Below are 16,860 nucleotides of genomic sequence, written 5' to 3' on the forward strand. Positions count from 1 at the left end.
GAAATAATCGGAAAAATTTCCTCATTTTTTCACCTTTAGTGTAATTTTACACCACTTTGCTACTTGTTTTCAATCCCCGAAATAAATAAATTTTACCTTTAGGCAAAAAGTCTGTATGATAAGAAATTATGAAGAGTAAACAATTGGAGGAAACTATGCTTACGTATGATGAAAAACTAGCGATTATTGAATCTTTTAGTGAATTAGAAAGGAAAAATGTTTCACTTGGGCGTGTGAACTTCCAGTTTTCGAACAGTATTACCGATAAAAAAAATATTGTTTATCATCTGCATCCGAAAGGAAATGGTTTCGTTTATGCCGGGCACTTGACGAACTATGAAACAGATGACAAAGGCATGGTTAATATCCGCGATTTTTCTGCTGAACAGCTGCAACGTTTGCTAAAAGAATCAATCCAAGCACTATCACCTCAAGAAAAAACAGTTGCTGAGGAAGCCATTGTCGGAGAATCAAATGAAGAGCGATGGATAGATGAGGAAAACAATCTCCTCATTCTGGTGAATGAAAACGAATCATGGAATATTTACTTCGGGTTAAACCTTGATGCAAGCTTCGATACATACGGCGAGGCTGAGGAATTTTTGAAAGAAGAAGGTTTTAGGCGGAAATAGATAAGAGAAGCGCAAGCGCCGTGCCCAGCGGCGAATGACCTGGAGCAAGCTAGACCATTCTCGTAGTCGATATTTATATTACAAAAAAGACTGTGACACCATTGGTCACAGTCTTTTTTCGATTAATTACTTTCCGATGTTTTTGATCCTTTACCCTTTGGTCCCAAATATTCATAGTCATTCGGGTTAATTGGGGTGTATCCATCTGGTTTATAGAAACGTAATAGATCTTTATAGACAATTTCATCAGACATTTGTAGTTCTGTATTCACTTTATCAGAGGTTTCCTTACATGCATTTGCATCTTCCATTAATTCACCGGTAGCATCAGAATAGCATTTGTCCTTAATTTGGAGGACATCGGATGCTACAAAATCGCCATTTCTAAATAAAGCCCAATTACGATGCTGTGGTGATAATAAATCTGAGCCAAACTCCATATAATCCTTAGTATCTACTCCTAATAAGTGAAGTACTGTTGGACGAACGTCTACTTCTCCGCCGACTTGATGTTGGATTCCGCCTTTTACACCAGGAACGTGGATAAACAATGGCACACGCTGCAGTTTAGCGTTAATAGCCGGAGTGATCTCGTCTACGCCTAAAACCTTAGCCATTGCTTCGTTATGGTTTTCGGAAATTCCGTAGTGGTCACCATACATGACAATCACAGTATTATCATACATACCATTTGCTTTTAGATCATTAAAAAATTGTTCGAAAGCCTGATCCATATAGTGTGCAGATTGGAAATATTGATTCACAACTGTATCACCATAATCACCTGCAGGGAAATCGGTATCGTCAGGATCCATTTCAAATGGGAAATGGTTTGATAAGGAAATAAACTTTGTATAGAACGGCTGCTTTAAACTTTCAAGCAACGGTATCGATTCTTTAAAGAATGGTTTGTCCTTCATCCCATAATTCTTCGTATTTTCATCTGTCATGTTGTAGTATTCTGCATCAAAAAATTGATCGTACCCGAATGCTTTATAGATCACATTTCGATTCCAGAATGTTTTAAAGTTACCATGTAAGACGGCTGAGCTGTATCCTTGACCTTTAAGAATAGATGGCATTGCTTGATACGTATTTTGTGCTTTATTTACAAATACAGCACCCTGAGCCATTGGGTATAAAGAGTTTTCCATTAAAAATTCAGCATCCGAAGTTTTACCCTGCCCTGTTTGATGGTAGAAGTTATCAAAATAAAACGTGCTTCCATCGTGTACCAACGAATTTAAAAATGGTGTTACCTCTTGTCCGTCAGGCATTTTATAATCAATCATAAAGCTTTGAAATGATTCCATAGAAATATAAAGAACATTCATTCCTTTTGCTTTTGCAAAGAGTTCAGGATTTGGTGCAGCATAGTTTGCTTTCCGGTAGTTTTCTACATCCGTAATATCACTGCTATCCGCTAAAGCACGTTGACTAGATGATTTAACATTTTGAATGACATCATATATGGTAAAGTTGTACGCGCCTAAGTATTTCACCAAGTAATTCCTGTCAAATGAACGCGACAATAATTGCGGACGATCCTTTTCGGCCAATCCAAGGTTAAATAAAAAGGTCGTAATGGCAAACAAAAGGACAATTTTAAATGACTTTCTGTTCGTTACCTTTACATGTTTGAAAACAGTTAATGCTAGAGCAATTAAAATAAAAAAGTCTGTAAAGTAAAGAATGTCGAATGGGGACATTAACGAAAGTGCACTATCTCCCAATTGTCCTGCATTTGTCTTTGTCTGCATTAGAACAGGGACGGTAATAAAGTCATTAAAAAACCGATAATACGCTATATTGGCGTATAATAAGAAAGATAATAGAAAATTGGTAATAATCATAACCAACTTTGTATGCTTTTTAAAGAGCAGTGCTAATCCAAAAAAGAAAAGCGCTGAGCTTAACGGGTTTATTAGTAACAAAAATTTCTGCAGGTTATTATCAATTCCAAGGTTAAATTCAATTTGATATGCCGCATAGGTTTTGATCCAAAATAATACAACGGCAACTACGAAGAATGTAATATGACTATTGTTTAATTTTTTAGATAGTCTAAATTTATTCATGTCTAACTTCTCCTCTCACTTACCAATTTAAGCTCCGGTAAACGAACCTCAATTACTATATCATATTTTCTATAAAAATAAAAACATAAATCCTGCCATTTAAGGGTGATAAAGAACAATAATTTATGTCATTATTTTTATTGATTCGACAAAATTTGTGGAATCTATTGACTACCTTGCTTGTTTCATTTGATCGAAACATTCCCTTTATTTGTATGATTATTATTTATGGGACATGACTGTTTTCATTCCTCATTTATATAAGACGGATTAGAAAATAAATAGTTTCATATTTTTTATTTTCCACTTCTAGGTAATTTCCAGCTACATCCAAATCAAAATTACATTTCTACCTATCATATACTTCAAACAAGGATGGTGCAATGTGAATTTTGACTTATCTTTTCGAAGTCTCTGTGAATAATTTTATCATGAATGGAAATCCTAACCCCAAAAGACATAACAATGAAATGAAAAGAGGAATCCTTTATGCCTAGAATTAGGCCTGCTTTTACCAATAGTCCTTATTTTGTGGATGAACCCGGCAATTGGCATTTAAAACCTGATGCTCCTAAAGAACTGCAAATGGAGTTGGCAAATTATTTGGCTGACCTTGAAAGTATTGACGAACCTGGAACCGTAAATGGTGTCCGGATTCAATTTCATGATGATTGGTAACACACATATATAATAGAAGAAAGCGGTTACAAAAGATAAAAAATCAACCCATTTGTATGAAAAAACCATTCAATACAAAGAATAAACTGACTATCTTCTTAGGAGTGAAAACAATGAATGTTAACCGCGTAAAACAAATTTTATCCTCGACAGCAGATATTGAAGTAAAATACAATGGGACCTCTGTATGGATTGACCAATTAAATGAAGATGGGAAAACAGCAACCGTTCATTTGCGGGGTCCACTTGAAGAAAGAACGACTGTTGAAATCGGTGAACTACTAGAAGATTAATTGTTCCATTTCTTCATAAATAAAAGGCAGGATAAATTCCTGCCTTTTTTTCAATATCTAAGTGGGAAGAAATCATCCAACCTGTTTTGCCAATTGTTTTGCACCTGTTGCTTTCTTTTGATAGAAGAACCAGTTAAGTCCAAATGCGATAACGTAAAATCCAATAAAGAAATAGAAAGCAGTGACTGGTGTTCCAGTAGCATTTACTGACCATCCGAAAAGCTTCGGAATGAAGAATGAGCCATATGCAGCAAATGCTGCTGAAAATCCGATTACTGGTGCTGCTTCTTTTGGAATAAAAATAGTTGGAATCATTTGGAATGTTGATCCAGAACCAATACCTGATGCTAAGAATAAAACTAAGAAAGCGATTAAGAATCCCGCAAATTGTTTCCCATTCAAGAAGTAAATAACTCCTGTTGCTCCTACTCCCATGATCACTAATACATATGCCGTTACTCTAGCACCACCCAGTTTGTCAGCCATCCATCCACCTACAGGTCTTGCCGCTGCTGCTACCAATGCACCAAGGAAGGCAAGGGAGATATGCTCCGGAAATTGAGATTTTAGTAACAGCGGGAATGCCGCAGAATATCCAATAAATGAACCAAATGTCGCTACATAAAGTGCCGTCATAATCCACGTATGTTTCCTTTTTACAATCACAAATTGGTCTGCAACGGTTTGTTTTGCTCCTGGAACGTTATCCATTTTAAAGAACGCAAGTAATGTCATAATCACAATTGGAATCACCCAAATGAAAGCTGCGTTTTGTAACCAAACTTCCTGTCCGTTTGCTAAAACTTGTTTGCCGCCAACTAATGCGAAAGTTCCTGAAGTTACAATTAATGGTGTAACGAATTGTACAACAGAGACACCCATGTTTCCTAAGCCGCCGTTAATTCCAAGTGCTGTTCCTTTTTCCTTTTTAGGAAAGAAGAAGCTGATATTGGCTGATGAAGATGAAAAGTTTCCGCCGCCTAAACCGCAAAGGGCTGCAAGTAATAGCATGATAGAAAATGGTGTTTCGGGATTTTGAACAGCAAAACCAATACCAATTGCCGGTATCGCAAGCACGGCTGTTGAAATGACTGTAAAAGTCTTTCCACCCATTGACCCGGCAGCGAACGTATAGACAAAACGAAGGGTTGCACCCACTAGACCAGGGATAGCAGCAAGTGTAAATAATTGTTCTTCGGTAAAGTGGAACCCAATATCGTTAAGTCTAACTGCAACAACGGACCAAATTTGCCAAACGATAAATGCTAGCATCAAAGATGGTACGGAGATCCAAAGATTTCGTCTTGCATGTTTTTTTCCTTCAGCTTTCCAGAACTTTTCATCTTCTGGATTCCAATAATTAATACGTGCCATAAATTTCTCCCCCAATATGGTTGTGTAAATGATGTTTTGATTTAATAGTTGTTGTTGATGATGTTAATATAAACCACATGGTAACATGATTTTTGTGACGTTCGTCACAAAAATAGTGAAGGAACTGTGAACACAAAGGGATTGTCAAAAAGTCGACAAATTCTTTTTTTGACATAAAAAAGAGACCTTCGATTTTGAAGGTCCCACATGTCATTTATTCCTTAGAACGGTCATTCTCTTCGTAAAACATTCCTACATAATTTTTTATTTCCCCTGCATCATCCTTGATGGCTGTAATGGTTAACCATTCTTTATAAATCTCATTATTTTTTCGTTTGTTCCAAATATACCCTTCCCAAATTCCGTTTGATTTAAGACTCGCCCACATGTTTTTATAAAAGTCATTATCATGTTCACCGGATTGCAGGACACTCGGTGTTTTACCAATTACCTCTTCCTTACTATAACCTGTGATCTTTGTAAACGCCGGGTTGATGCTCTGGATGATTCCGTTTATATCGGTCACACAGATACCATCCACTGCGTGGTTCACAATTTTAGCGGAAATATCAAGCTTTTCTTGATAATAAAGCCAAACAACGATTACTAAACTTGCCAACGAGAATTCGGATAGCGACATAAAACCAATCGCGTAATGTCCAGTCCAATTAAACAGAATTGTTAAGATGATTGGCGGGAAAAACCCCCCCAGACCTCCCATTGCTGCAACAATACCATTGACAATCCCTGCTTGCTTTGAAAAATAAAATGGAACTAGCTTAAAAATGGCTCCATTACCAATCCCTGCGAAGAAAGCAACCAATAAACATCCAAATGAATAGATCGGCAAAGATGGTGTGAATGAAAGTAGGAACCCTGCAAAGGTTAAACTAAAAAAGACAGCCATAAGGATAAGAAAAGGGTTGATTTTATCGCCAAGCCACCCCCCTACAGGTCTAAAAAAAGTAGCCAAGGCAATAAAACCAGCAGTACGTAAGCCTGCATCTACCTTATCTAATTCAAAGTGATTGACTAAAAAAGAAGGTAAATAAATCGTAAAGGCAACAAAGGAACCAAATGTGATGAAGTAAAATAAACTTAAAAACCAAAGTTTCGGATTTTTGTATACTTCTTTTATTACCTCTTTTGCTGAGTTATTTACTTTGTGTTCTTTTTTATCTCCTAAAAGGAAATTAATAATAGCGAATATCAGGACAATAATTAAAAATATTTGAATCGTCGTCCTCCAACCAAAGGAATTAGCTAACACAGGTGTTGCAAATGATGTGATGGCCGTTCCGATATTACCTGCCCCATATATTCCATTTATAAAGCCATGCTTTTCTTTAGGATAGTATTTCGGTAATGAGGTGACCCCAATCGAAAAGACTGCTCCGCCAATTCCAAGCAGAAATCCTCCTAAAATCAACATAAGGATTGAATTTGCAAAGCTTAAAAGTGCGATTGGTACCAACAAAATAATAAAACTAATCGTAAATAAAATTCTAGCGCCAAACCGATTGGCCCAAAAACCAATTGGTACCCGTAGCAATGACCCTAAAATGACGGGTACAGCCGTTGCCCATGCAATTTGAGTTGACGATAAGGGGATATCCTCCTTAATAAAAGGCATTAATGAAGAAATAAGCACCCAAACCATAAAGCCAGCAACAAGACTTCCCGTTTGAATAATGAGCTGTTTTGTTCCTTGTTTCATATTCATCCTCCTTGTTCCCATTCCTTTTACTATACCCTCAGATGAACCGTTATATATTTACAGAATAAAACCATTACATGGGAAATTTTTCTTAATGTATTATAGAACACAATTCATTTTAAAACTGTGAGGTATGGTACAAAAATAAAAATAATTTATTTACATAATTTAAATGCAGTAGTATATTTTTCCTGTAATAAGTATTCTAACATGTTGGCATTGTAACTATACAGTGGATTTTTTTGTTAAAAGTCAAAAATAGAATAGGGAGAAAAAAGATGCATCAGAAAAAGACCTTTCTTGATCCCCCCAAGATTCTTGTACTTGGATTTGCCGCCATTATTTTAATAGGATCAATTCTATTAACTCTCCCTGTTTCAACAACCAATGGTCAAGGCCTTACATTAGTAAACGCCATTTTCACAGCCACATCCGCCACATGTGTCACTGGACTAGTGGTCGTGGATACCGGTACTACATTTACGTTATTTGGCCAATTAGTTATTTTGTTTATGATTCAAATTGGCGGGCTCGGGTTTATGACGTTTGCCACATTATTTGCCTTTTTATTAGGCAAAAGAATTTCCTTAAAGGAAAGAATTTTACTTCAGGAATCTTTAAATAATATATCGATGGAAGGGATCGTCAAGTTAGCAAGACGAATATTAATTTTTACTGGTGTCATTGAATTGATCGGTGCAACCCTATTATCCATCCGTTTTTCCTTTGATATGCCACTAGGAAAAGCGATTTATTTTGGTATTTTTCACGCAATTTCTAACTTTAACAATGCAGGCTTTGATTTAATGGGTGAATATCACAGTCTCACTAGCTATGTAGACGATCCGACAGTCACATTAACGGTTAGTTCGTTAATCATAATCGGAGGGATTGGCTTTATTGTCATGAATGAGCTATTTGAATATCGAAGCTCAAAGCGATTATCTTTGCATACCAAGATGGTTCTGGCAACAAGTTTAATTTTACTAGCAGTAGGTACAGTAGGTATTTTCCTTCTGGAATATTCAAATAGATTGACACTAAAACCATTAACCTTTTCAGGGAAAATTCTAGGGGCATTATTTCAATCCGTTACCGCGAGAACTGCAGGGGCAAATACATTAAATATTGGAGATTTAACGCAGTCCTCACTATTATTAATCATTCTTTTGATGTTTGTCGGTGCTTCTCCAGGATCCACCGGAGGCGGGATTAAGACTACTACTTTTACTACATTGATGGGTGCAGTCTGGTCGCAAATTCGTGGGAAAGACGACGTCATTTTTTATCGGCAGCGGATTGCATATGAAACGATCTATAAGGCATTGACGGTGACCTTTAGCGGCATGTTTCTAGTCATGCTCATAACACTTATTTTAACAGTATCAGAACATGGGAAAGATTTTTTAGCCATTATCTTTGAGGTCACATCGGCATTTGCAACCGTCGGGCTTTCGATGGGATTGACACCTGAATTGTCACCAATTGGGAAGGCGATGATTATTCTTACCATGTTTGCTGGAAGGGTTGGGCCATTAACGATTGCCTATGCAGTGACAATGCGCAGAAACCCTGATGCTTTCCGTTATCCTAAAGGAAAAATCATGATCGGTTAGTTTTTTTCATCAAGGAGGATTTAGGAACTATGGCTAATCAATACGCGGTTATTGGTTTAGGAAGATTTGGGCTTAGCATTGCCAATAAGTTATATGAATCCGGACAGGAGGTTCTAGGCTTGGATGTGAATGAGGAACGAGTTGAAGAGTCACATCCATTTGCCACACATTCCGTTATTGCTGATTCCACCGATGCAGAAGCACTAAAATCGATCGGGATACGTAATTTTGATACTGTGATTGTAGCAATTGGGAATGATATACAAGCTAGCATCCTAACTGTATTACTACTTAAAGAACTCGGGGTAAAGAATGTGATCGCAAAAGCAATCAACAAACTCCATGGTCAAGTATTAAAAAAGGTTGGTGCAGATTGGGTTGTGTTTCCTGAGCGGGATATGGGAATCCGCGTTGCCCATCAGCTATTATCACCACATGTCTTGAACTTCATTGAGATTTCAAAAAATTATAGTGTGGAGGAAGTGAAAATTCCGGATCGGATGAGGGAAAAAACTTTACGAGAACTAGACTTACGGGCTAGGTTTAATCTTAGTGTCATCGCGATACGTCATAACGACGACATCAATATCTCCCCTTCACCAGATGAGAAAATAAATTATGGTGATGTATTGGTAGTCATAGGCGAAAATCGAGACCTTGCGAAATTTGCAAATCTCCATTAGTTTCGAAAAAAACACACTTCTTTATAAAACTAGAAGTGTGTTTTGAATCTTATCACTACTAATTAGTAACCTTTGAAATAGCAACCGCACATGCTTTATATTCTGCTGTCCCGGAAATAGGGTCATATTCATTTAATGTTAACACGTTTGTAGGTGTTTCACTCCAATGGAAACTCATAAAGACAAGGCCTGGGACCACTTGTTCAGTAACCTTTGCCTTCACCTCAAGCTCCCCTCTACGGGAACGAACCTGTACTACTTCCCCATCCGTTATCCCAAGTGCCGATGCATCATCTGGATGGATATCAACCGTTTCTTCTGTTTGTTTCACTTTAACCCCTGAAGCATAGTGGCGTGTCTGTGTATGAGTATTATAGGACTCATAGCGCCGTCCCGTAGTTAACGTAAATGGGTATTCAACATCAGGCAATTCTAATGGCTCCGTATAATCTACTGGGACAAATGGAGACTTTTTCACGATCGGAAGTTGGTTATGAAAACGTTCATGCATGATGAATGTTCCCGGATGGTTTACATCCGGACATGGATAATGGATGCTATATTCTTTTTCAAGCCGCTCATATGAGATACCGCCATACATCTCCCAGGCAAGCTTTCTCACTTCATTCCAGATTTCTTCACTATTATTATAGTGCATCGGGTAGCCCATTAATGTAGATAGCTCACTCAGAATGACCCAATCTTCTTTCGTATTTGGATGGGCATCAACAGCCTTACGGACAAGTTGAATTCTTCGGTCCGTATTCGTATACGTACCATCGACCTCTCCCCATGAACGGGCAGGCAGGACAACATCAGCCATTTTTGCGGTTTCAGTCATAAAAATATCCTGGACGATTAACAAATCAAGCATGTCGAAAAGCTTTTTTGTATGATTCATATTTACGTCTGCAAGGAGCGGGTTTTCTCCAATTATATAGAGAGCCTTAAGCTCGCCCATTTCCAACCGATCGAAGGTACGGGTTTGGGTATCACCCGCTTGCGGATTGAGTTCTACTCTCCATTCCTTTTCATAACGGGCACGGAATTCCTCATTCGCTAAGCTCATCGCTCCTGTTAATTGGTTAGGAAGACAACCCATATCGCCTGCTCCTTGGACATTATTTTGACCTCTGAGTGGCATGATTCCTGTCCCTTCCTTTCCAATATTCCCGGTTAATAAGGCAAGATTGGCAATATCAAACACATTGTTTACTCCGCAATGATGCTCTGTAATCCCAAGTGTATATGCAATCATCGAGCCGCTAGATGTGGCGTACTCTCGCGCTGTAGCAACAATATCTTCGGCACTTACACCAGTAATCGAGGCTGCATATTCTGGTGAATACAATTCTACTTGTTTTTCTAACCGATCAAAATCAATCGTAAACTGCTCGATAAAGGCAGGATCGTATAAATTCTCCTTCAGAATAACATGGATAAAAGCATTAATTAAGGCAATATCTGAACCGACATTAATCTGTAAATGGCGATGGGCCACCTTCACCATATCTATTTTTCTAGGATCAATGACAATTATTTTGAGTCCTGATTTTACTGCCTTTTTCATACGGTTCGCAATAATCGGATGGGATTCAGTCGTATTTGAACCCATTAACAGCAATACTTCGGCCTTATCAAAATCTTCAAGAGTATTTGTAGGGAAACCGCTTCCAAAAACAGTTGCCAGACCGGCAACGCTAGGTGCATGTCACGTTCGGTTACAGCCATCAATATTATTACTGTGGATAACCGTCCTCATAAATTTTTGGGTAATAAAATTGGATTCATTCGTACTTCGTGCGCAAGCAAACATGCTAATCGCATTAGAACCCCATTTCGTTTTAATCCCCGATAATTTTTCAGCAATAAATTCATAGGCTTCTTTCCAAGTCGTTTCGACCAGCTGACCGGCTTTACGAATAAGCGGTGATGTTAATCTATTATTAGCATGGACATACTCATAGGCAAATGCACCTTTTACACATGTCTGCCCTTTGTTCACTGTTGCTTCTTTATCGCCGCGGATTTTTATAATTTTGTTGTCTTTCACTTCTACGATTAAGCCGCAGCCAGTACCACAGTATCCACAGATTGTTTTTATCAAACTTACTTCACCCACTATTTTCCCTCCCTAAAATAACCTTATTTACTATCTATATAATAATATTAATCTATTTATTGCGTTTAAAGGCTCCTTTTGTTCAAAAAATTATGTCTTTTTTTCAAAAAATAAAGTAGGGAAACCTCTTTCGAGGCTTCCCCCTTATCAAACCGTACGTGCCCTATTAAGGCATACGGCTTACCAATGTGTTACAAATGGTCAATACGTTGCCAATCTTTGAGCATATTTCATTTTGCGGACACGGTCAGGAGTATAATACTCTTGACCCTTTTCTTTTGCCTTTAGGATTCGTCTTTCCTGTTCTTTCTTTTGCTTTTCTTTCATTCGAAGAATGTAACTTTCTAGAGAAAAGCCATATATCTTGTGGTAGTAATACCAGTATGAAGGGATAAGTCCAATAATAGCAAAGAACTCATTATTCCATTTTGTTTTCATCGCATGACCTTTTCTTTGGCTAGGGTGTTTGTGAATCATGGCTACTCTTAACCTTTGTCGAATATAGCCATCTATCGCAAGTAGTTCTTTCCCAAATGCTTTAAAGAAGCATGAACTGTTAAATCCGTGTTCTTCATTTGCCTTAATTGCTTTATAAATATTGAGAAAATAGTTTACTTTTCCTCGAATCACTGGGTTAACATACTCAATCCACTTTTCCTTACTCAGAGTGAGTGTTTTCTTCGTCTTGACTTTGATTTTCTGGCGAAAATCATTCCAAGTTGATTCTTTCGGTTTAGCTATATAGTATGGCTTACCATCCTTCTTGCGTTTTCTCCAGTGTTCGAAAGTGAATCCCATAAAGTCAAAGTCATCATCATCGAAGTTTACAAATTTTGTTTTCTCCGTTGCAAGTTCCAACCCAAGTTCGGCTAATTTCCTTTTCGTAATATCTGCCGCTCTCTTTATGTCTTCTTTGGTTTTTGCGAATAACAAAAAGTCATCGGCGAATCTTACAAAACGAATATTGTTTTCAGCCCAGATCCAATCAAGTTCATTTAAATATACGTTCGCTAGTAACGGAGAAATAACCCCTCCTTGCGGAGTGCCGGTATCTGTTGAGTGAAATTTACCTTCTTCCATATAACCAGCTTTTAGCCACAACCAAATCATATCTAACACTGTACCATCTGCGATGTATTTATTTAATACTCTCATCAGCTTCTTATGTGGGATATTATCGAAAAAGCCTTTAATATCTGCATCGAAGATGTAATTATATCCTTGTTCGATATTCGCCATGATTATTTGCAGGACACGTTCTGCACCAACATTTGGTCTGTATCCACATGACCATTTGTGAAAGATATCCCTTTCGAATTTCGGCTGAAGTACATTTACTATTGCCTGTTGGACAATTCTATCTTCAATATTCGGAATGCCTAAGGGTCGCTTTTTGCCATTTTTCTTAGGAATATAATGTCTTCTTACTGGTGACGGCTTATACTCTTTATTTCTCAGTCTCTGTAGAAGCGAGTCCAGATTTTCATCTAAGTGATATCTATAGCTGTCAATTGTTTCGCCATCAATACCACCTGACCCGTTGTTGGCTTCTACCTTTTCCCAAGCAGCTTTTAGCCTTCTGTCGAAAAGTATTTGTCCATAAATACTATGCCATTTGAATTTTAACGTATGATTCATTACATATTCCGCACCCTTCATTGTGTACATTCAGTTCGTTTATACCGAGGTATCGTTTTCTGTTAACATTACACATCTTTACAGATGTGGAGCCACAAGGTCGTTCCCCTTCCGTTCATGCATGGTTTAGTCCATACACTACTTCCGTACTATGAGAACGTCTGACTTCTCCATTCACATCTAGCATTTCGGATTACCCTTATAGGTAGATGTCCCTTTGGGTTGGAATGGAGACCTCACGGGGTCATCGCACCTTCCTTCTAAACATACCCAGCACCATCACTTGATAAATTGCCTCTATCCGGCTGATTCATTGGTATAGAGACCACTAATGTTATAGTGGGCTTCCCATTATATTCGCATAGTCGCCAACTTACCCTGCCGCCGTGCTTCACACTTATTGCATTTGGGTCTGCTTATCCGACTGCGGGTCTCTCGATTGTCCGCATCTCCTTCAGACATCACCTCACGGTGATGCCCTAGATTAGTCTTCACTAGTTGTATCAGCACTCTAGTGGAAGGATTTTCACCTTCGGGAAAACGAGTCTTCTAGGATTCGGGAGCCGTGTTTATCGCAATAACGTACTCCAACCTTTAACAACTCATTCAGTGCAGTTCTACTGCACAAGGTACGACTGCCTGTCGCACAAATAAAAACGAGGGAAAATCCCTCGTTTTAAGCAATCTTTGTGGGTAATAATATATTGAAGGTTGTTCCTTTATTTGGCTCACTTTCAACAAATACTTTCCCATTATGACTTTCAATAATTTTAAAACTAACCATTAATCCCAGACCATTTCCATTACGCTTCGTAGTGTAAAACGGTTCACCTAGCTTCTGCAATTTATCTTTCGGGATCCCGACACCTGAGTCCTGAATTGAAATCTGCACATTGTTATCCTGTATCGCCGTTTTCACAAGTAAGTCTCCGCCATTTGGCATCGCTTCGATTCCGTTTTTAATAAAGTTTAGGAAAACTTGCTTTAATCTGTTCTCATCACATTCAATTTGAATAATTTCGTGATTACAATTAAAGGATAAGCGGACATTCTTCTTTCTTGCTTCAAATTCAAGCAGTGACACCACGTTTCTTATCACCGGAACAACATTCTTTTCCTCTAATTCAACTGCCTTTGGTTTCGCTAACACCATAAAATCCTCAACAATCGTATTAACCCGGTCAATTTCATCAAGAATGATATTTAAAAACTCCATCCGTTCTGGATCTTTTTCATCTAACTGTAAAAATTCGGTATACCCTTTCATCGATGTAAGCGGATTGCGTATTTCATGAGCGACCCCCGCAGCCAATTGACCCACGGCAGCAAGCTTATCTTGGCGATGGAGTACCTCTTCAGTTTTCTTCCGTTCTGTAATATCATTTCGAATGGCAAGATACTGGTATGGTTTGGCCTGATCATTTAAAAATGGAACGATCGTCGTATCTACCCAATAATAGGTTCCATCTTTGGCCTTATTCCTAATTTCCCCTTTCCAAACATTCCCCTCACCGATTGTTTTCCAAAGGTTCTTGAAAAAGTCCTTCGGGTGATAGCCTGAATTTAGGATTCTATGGTCCATACCAATGATTTCTTCGCGGCTGTATTTTGAAATTTCACAGAATTTTTCATTTACGCTGGTAATTTTCCCTCTGGCATCCGTAAATGCAACAATCGACGATTGATCAAGAGCAAATTTGATATCAACATTTTCTTTGATGGTTTCTCTTAGATTTTCTTCAGCTTTTTTTCGCTTAGAGATATCCGAGCGAATAGCAATATATTGGACGGGTTTACCTTTTTTATTTAAAAAAGGGACAATCGTAGTATCCACCCAATAAAAGGAACCGTCCTTCGCTTTATTACGGATTTCCCCGCGCCAAATCTGACCAGCCTGGATCGTTTTCCATAACTGTTGAAAGAATTCCTTTGGATGATACCCTGAGTTTAATATCCTGTGGTTTTTGCCAATAATCTCTTCTTTTTGATACTTGGATATCTCCTCAAATTTATCATTTACAAAGGAAATGTTCCCATACCGGTCAGTAATTGCTACAATAGTCGATGCATCCAGTGCAGCCTTTATATCCTTTAGATTGGTATCGGTTGCAGCTAATTGTTTACTAATCAACATACTCGAAATAATGAGGCCGCCAGTGATTAAGACTGAAACAAATAACACCAAAAAGATAAAGAAGGGGCTATCTGTGTTTGAGCTCTGTACCACCTCACTTGTGGTAGTTGCTGCCCGTTTTAATAGGAAATGGCCTTCAGTAATAGCCCCAGATATAATCAGCGCACTGACCGGTTTTAACCAAGACTGATGACCTTGTGAATAACTTGACGAAAAAAGGATCCATAAAGAAAATAAAAATGAGCCAAAAATGACAAATCCCGAAAAAAGCAGCAGCAATACGTTATACTTAATGCTTACGTCCATAGCATATAAACCGATTACTTGAATCGCTATGACGGCTAAGGTTAAAAATGAACTGCCAATAAGTAAATGCGGCAATCTAATCGTTTTTCCAAAAAGGGCCAAAAACGCCATACCGGTAAACGCAATACCGATAAAAATTGATAGAATCGTCAGTGGAATATGATAGCTGGCAAGCCGATTTGTATCTGCAGAAATGAGTGCCATAAAATTCATGACCCAAATTCCAATTCCCATGGATAATGAACCGCCAAGGAACAGAAGTCGTTTATTTTGGTTGGAAGACCTTATTAAAGTAAACATATCTAATGATGTATATGACGCCATAATGGTTAAACCAATAGCAATAACAATAAAGTACGGGTGAAACGTTCCTAGTAGTGCATTCATTAACCAGCATCCCTCCTGGTACACAATGATTCTACTATGATTGTAATGTAAAGTTTACGTGTATGGAAGAACTATTTGCTAAGCGCAATCATTTATTTTTAATAAGAACATTCATAGAGGTTTCGTGATAAAAGACTTATTTTTTAAAAAACTTCAGTTTTTTTTTAAAAAAGTCTACACATTTTTGTTTTTTTTGTTTATACTGTACTATAACAAGATGGAATAAAATAAACTGTATTACTAAAGGAGGAGTTATAAAATGTTAATGAGTCCAGTAGAATTTTTCCGTAACCTACCAAAAAAGGAATGTCCAGAATGTGGTCAGCATATGGAGGAACAAGCCGAAAGTTACTTAATGGAATGTGATCGCTGCTTATCGAAAAGAGAAGAATAACGATGAAGGCTCTCCGGATTGCGGAGAGCTTTTCTTCTGCTTTCAATATATTTCCGTTTTGGAGATAAATCGCCAAGTATAAACCTTTTTCACTAAGCAAATCCTTATATCTAAGGAGATGAAGTTGCATGGCTAAAAAGAATGATTATTTAACACCGGCGGCTAAGGAACCACAAGTGACGATAGAGAATGGGTCGATTTATCCAAATAAAAGGAATATTGCCGGGGATTCTGTTGATGAGCATAAGCTTCTCGAAGAAGCAAACAGCATTATTGCCGGGGATGAGATTCACCAGCAAAACGAAAATCTTTAAAAACAAAAAATAAAAAGACTGTCCCATTATGATGACAGTCTTTGATAACAGGATTCTTTTTAAATTTTAGGAAGCTCTCGTACTTCCTGCATCATTTCATTGCCACACATCGGGCACATTAAGTCATCTGCAACGAAATCCTTTCTCATCCAGCCTATACAGGAATTATCCATACAAGAATAGACTTCTGTTTCAACGAGTATGGTTTCAATTTCTTCATCTTTTGCTCTTCTGCCGTAAAAAATGGGAACCGCCTCCTTTATTTCTAGTATGTACAAAAAAAGGCATTTTCATTTCCACATATTTTTTTAACTTAGGGGGGTTGAGAAAACAATGGCATTGAATCACAACCGATATACTAAAGCCGGTACAGATATCGAAGAAGTAAAGCGGCTAAACAGCCAATCTGGATTAAGCTATAATGAAGTAAAAAAATTGCTTGCAAAAAAACTTTCTACAAAATAAACAGTAAAAACGGAGCCCAAGAGGCTCCG

General features: G+C 37.9%; 15 protein-coding genes. 8 read left to right on the top strand and 7 right to left on the bottom strand.

Going from position 1 to position 16,860, the window contains the following annotated elements:
• Nucleotides 1-155 precede the first annotated feature (155 nt).
• Nucleotides 156-632 (top strand): hypothetical protein, encoded by a 477-nt coding sequence (locus RCG19_RS00175; RefSeq protein WP_308109214.1) that lies wholly within the window; start codon nt 156-158, stop codon nt 630-632.
• 122 nt (nt 633-754) lie between these two features.
• Here the strand turns inward: RCG19_RS00175 and RCG19_RS00180 are convergent, their stop codons facing one another.
• Nucleotides 755-2,710, bottom strand: coding sequence for a lipoteichoic acid synthase (locus RCG19_RS00180; RefSeq protein ID WP_308109215.1), 1,956 nt, complete (start codon nt 2,708-2,710; stop codon nt 755-757).
• Nucleotides 2,711-3,199: 489 nt separating this feature from the next.
• On the opposite strand from RCG19_RS00180, the gene RCG19_RS00185 reads away from it, so the two are divergent.
• The gene (locus tag RCG19_RS00185; protein ID WP_308109216.1) at nt 3,200-3,388 is read left to right on the top strand and encodes a hypothetical protein; all 189 of its coding nucleotides are present in this window, start codon (nt 3,200-3,202) and stop codon (nt 3,386-3,388) included.
• A 113-nt stretch (nt 3,389-3,501) separates the two neighbouring features.
• Nucleotides 3,502-3,681 carry an H-type small acid-soluble spore protein gene (locus tag RCG19_RS00190; protein ID WP_166240072.1) on the top strand — a complete coding sequence of 60 codons (180 nt, stop codon included), beginning with the start codon at nt 3,502-3,504 and terminating at the stop codon, nt 3,679-3,681.
• 72 nt (nt 3,682-3,753) lie between these two features.
• Here RCG19_RS00190 and RCG19_RS00195 read toward each other — a convergent pair whose 3' ends face one another.
• Together RCG19_RS00195 and RCG19_RS00200 are read right to left on the bottom strand one after the other, a co-directional pair.
• Nucleotides 3,754-5,055, bottom strand: a complete 1,302-nt coding sequence (locus RCG19_RS00195; RefSeq protein ID WP_166240069.1) for an MFS transporter — start codon at nt 5,053-5,055, stop codon at nt 3,754-3,756.
• A gap of 214 nt (nt 5,056-5,269) precedes the next feature.
• On the bottom strand, nt 5,270-6,772 hold the full coding sequence (locus RCG19_RS00200; RefSeq protein WP_308109217.1) for an MFS transporter: 1,503 nt from the start codon (nt 6,770-6,772) through the stop codon (nt 5,270-5,272).
• Between the two features lie 278 nt (nt 6,773-7,050).
• On the opposite strand from RCG19_RS00200, the gene RCG19_RS00205 reads away from it, so the two are divergent.
• Nucleotides 7,051-8,388 carry a TrkH family potassium uptake protein gene (locus RCG19_RS00205; RefSeq protein WP_308109218.1) on the top strand — a complete coding sequence of 446 codons (1,338 nt, stop codon included), beginning with the start codon at nt 7,051-7,053 and terminating at the stop codon, nt 8,386-8,388.
• 29 nt (nt 8,389-8,417) lie between these two features.
• Entirely contained in the window at nt 8,418-9,071 is a 654-nt protein-coding gene (locus RCG19_RS00210; protein WP_308109219.1) for a potassium channel family protein, read from the top strand.
• A gap of 58 nt (nt 9,072-9,129) precedes the next feature.
• Here RCG19_RS00210 and fdhF read toward each other — a convergent pair whose 3' ends face one another.
• From fdhF to RCG19_RS00225, 3 genes are all read right to left on the bottom strand, one after another.
• On the bottom strand, nt 9,130-11,193 hold the full coding sequence (fdhF, locus tag RCG19_RS00215) for a formate dehydrogenase subunit alpha (RefSeq protein ID WP_308109220.1): 2,064 nt from the start codon (nt 11,191-11,193) through the stop codon (nt 9,130-9,132).
• Nucleotides 11,194-11,394: 201 nt separating this feature from the next.
• Nucleotides 11,395-12,831, bottom strand: a complete 1,437-nt coding sequence (ltrA, locus tag RCG19_RS00220) for a group II intron reverse transcriptase/maturase (RefSeq protein ID WP_308108194.1) — start codon at nt 12,829-12,831, stop codon at nt 11,395-11,397.
• Between the two features lie 676 nt (nt 12,832-13,507).
• A complete protein-coding gene (locus RCG19_RS00225; RefSeq protein WP_308109221.1) occupies nt 13,508-15,658 on the bottom strand; it encodes a PAS domain S-box protein in 2,151 nt (716 codons plus the stop codon).
• 259 nt (nt 15,659-15,917) lie between these two features.
• Here RCG19_RS00225 and yhfH point away from each other — a divergent pair, with 259 nt between their 5' ends.
• A complete protein-coding gene (gene yhfH, locus RCG19_RS00230) occupies nt 15,918-16,052 on the top strand; it encodes a protein YhfH (RefSeq protein WP_149870597.1) in 135 nt (44 codons plus the stop codon).
• A 128-nt stretch (nt 16,053-16,180) separates the two neighbouring features.
• Nucleotides 16,181-16,366: a hypothetical protein gene (locus RCG19_RS00235; protein WP_308109222.1), complete on the top strand. Its 186-nt coding sequence runs from the start codon at nt 16,181-16,183 to the stop codon at nt 16,364-16,366.
• A gap of 59 nt (nt 16,367-16,425) precedes the next feature.
• On the opposite strand, the gene RCG19_RS00240 is transcribed toward RCG19_RS00235, so the two are convergent.
• Entirely contained in the window at nt 16,426-16,644 is a 219-nt protein-coding gene (locus RCG19_RS00240; protein ID WP_207627537.1) for a cold-inducible protein YdjO-related protein, read from the bottom strand.
• Between the two features lie 55 nt (nt 16,645-16,699).
• Here RCG19_RS00240 and RCG19_RS00245 point away from each other — a divergent pair, with 55 nt between their 5' ends.
• Complete coding sequence (locus tag RCG19_RS00245; RefSeq protein WP_308109223.1) at nt 16,700-16,831, top strand: hypothetical protein; 132 nt, start codon at nt 16,700-16,702, stop codon at nt 16,829-16,831.
• Nucleotides 16,832-16,860 lie beyond the last annotated feature (29 nt).

Origin of the sequence: Neobacillus sp. OS1-2, from assembly GCF_030915505.1 — a bacterium.
Classification (GTDB): domain Bacteria; phylum Bacillota; class Bacilli; order Bacillales; family Cytobacillaceae; genus Neobacillus.

Bases quoted from the DNA above. Each gene is read 5' to 3' on its own strand.
- yhfH (WP_149870597.1), top strand. From the start codon at position 15,918: ATGTTAATGAGTCCAGTAGAATTTTTCCGTAACCTACCAAAAAAGGAA.
- RCG19_RS00190 (WP_166240072.1), top strand. From the start codon at position 3,502: ATGAATGTTAACCGCGTAAAACAAATTTTATCCTCGACAGCAGATATT.
- RCG19_RS00245 (WP_308109223.1), top strand. From the start codon at position 16,700: ATGGCATTGAATCACAACCGATATACTAAAGCCGGTACAGATATCGAA.
- RCG19_RS00235 (WP_308109222.1), top strand. From the start codon at position 16,181: ATGGCTAAAAAGAATGATTATTTAACACCGGCGGCTAAGGAACCACAA.
- RCG19_RS00205 (WP_308109218.1), top strand. From the start codon at position 7,051: ATGCATCAGAAAAAGACCTTTCTTGATCCCCCCAAGATTCTTGTACTT.
- RCG19_RS00225 (WP_308109221.1), bottom strand. From the start codon at position 15,658: ATGAATGCACTACTAGGAACGTTTCACCCGTACTTTATTGTTATTGCT.
- RCG19_RS00200 (WP_308109217.1), bottom strand. From the start codon at position 6,772: ATGAAACAAGGAACAAAACAGCTCATTATTCAAACGGGAAGTCTTGTT.
- RCG19_RS00175 (WP_308109214.1), top strand. From the start codon at position 156: ATGCTTACGTATGATGAAAAACTAGCGATTATTGAATCTTTTAGTGAA.
- RCG19_RS00180 (WP_308109215.1), bottom strand. From the start codon at position 2,710: ATGAATAAATTTAGACTATCTAAAAAATTAAACAATAGTCATATTACA.
- RCG19_RS00195 (WP_166240069.1), bottom strand. From the start codon at position 5,055: ATGGCACGTATTAATTATTGGAATCCAGAAGATGAAAAGTTCTGGAAA.
- RCG19_RS00210 (WP_308109219.1), top strand. From the start codon at position 8,418: ATGGCTAATCAATACGCGGTTATTGGTTTAGGAAGATTTGGGCTTAGC.
- ltrA (WP_308108194.1), bottom strand. From the start codon at position 12,831: ATGAATCATACGTTAAAATTCAAATGGCATAGTATTTATGGACAAATA.
- RCG19_RS00185 (WP_308109216.1), top strand. From the start codon at position 3,200: ATGCCTAGAATTAGGCCTGCTTTTACCAATAGTCCTTATTTTGTGGAT.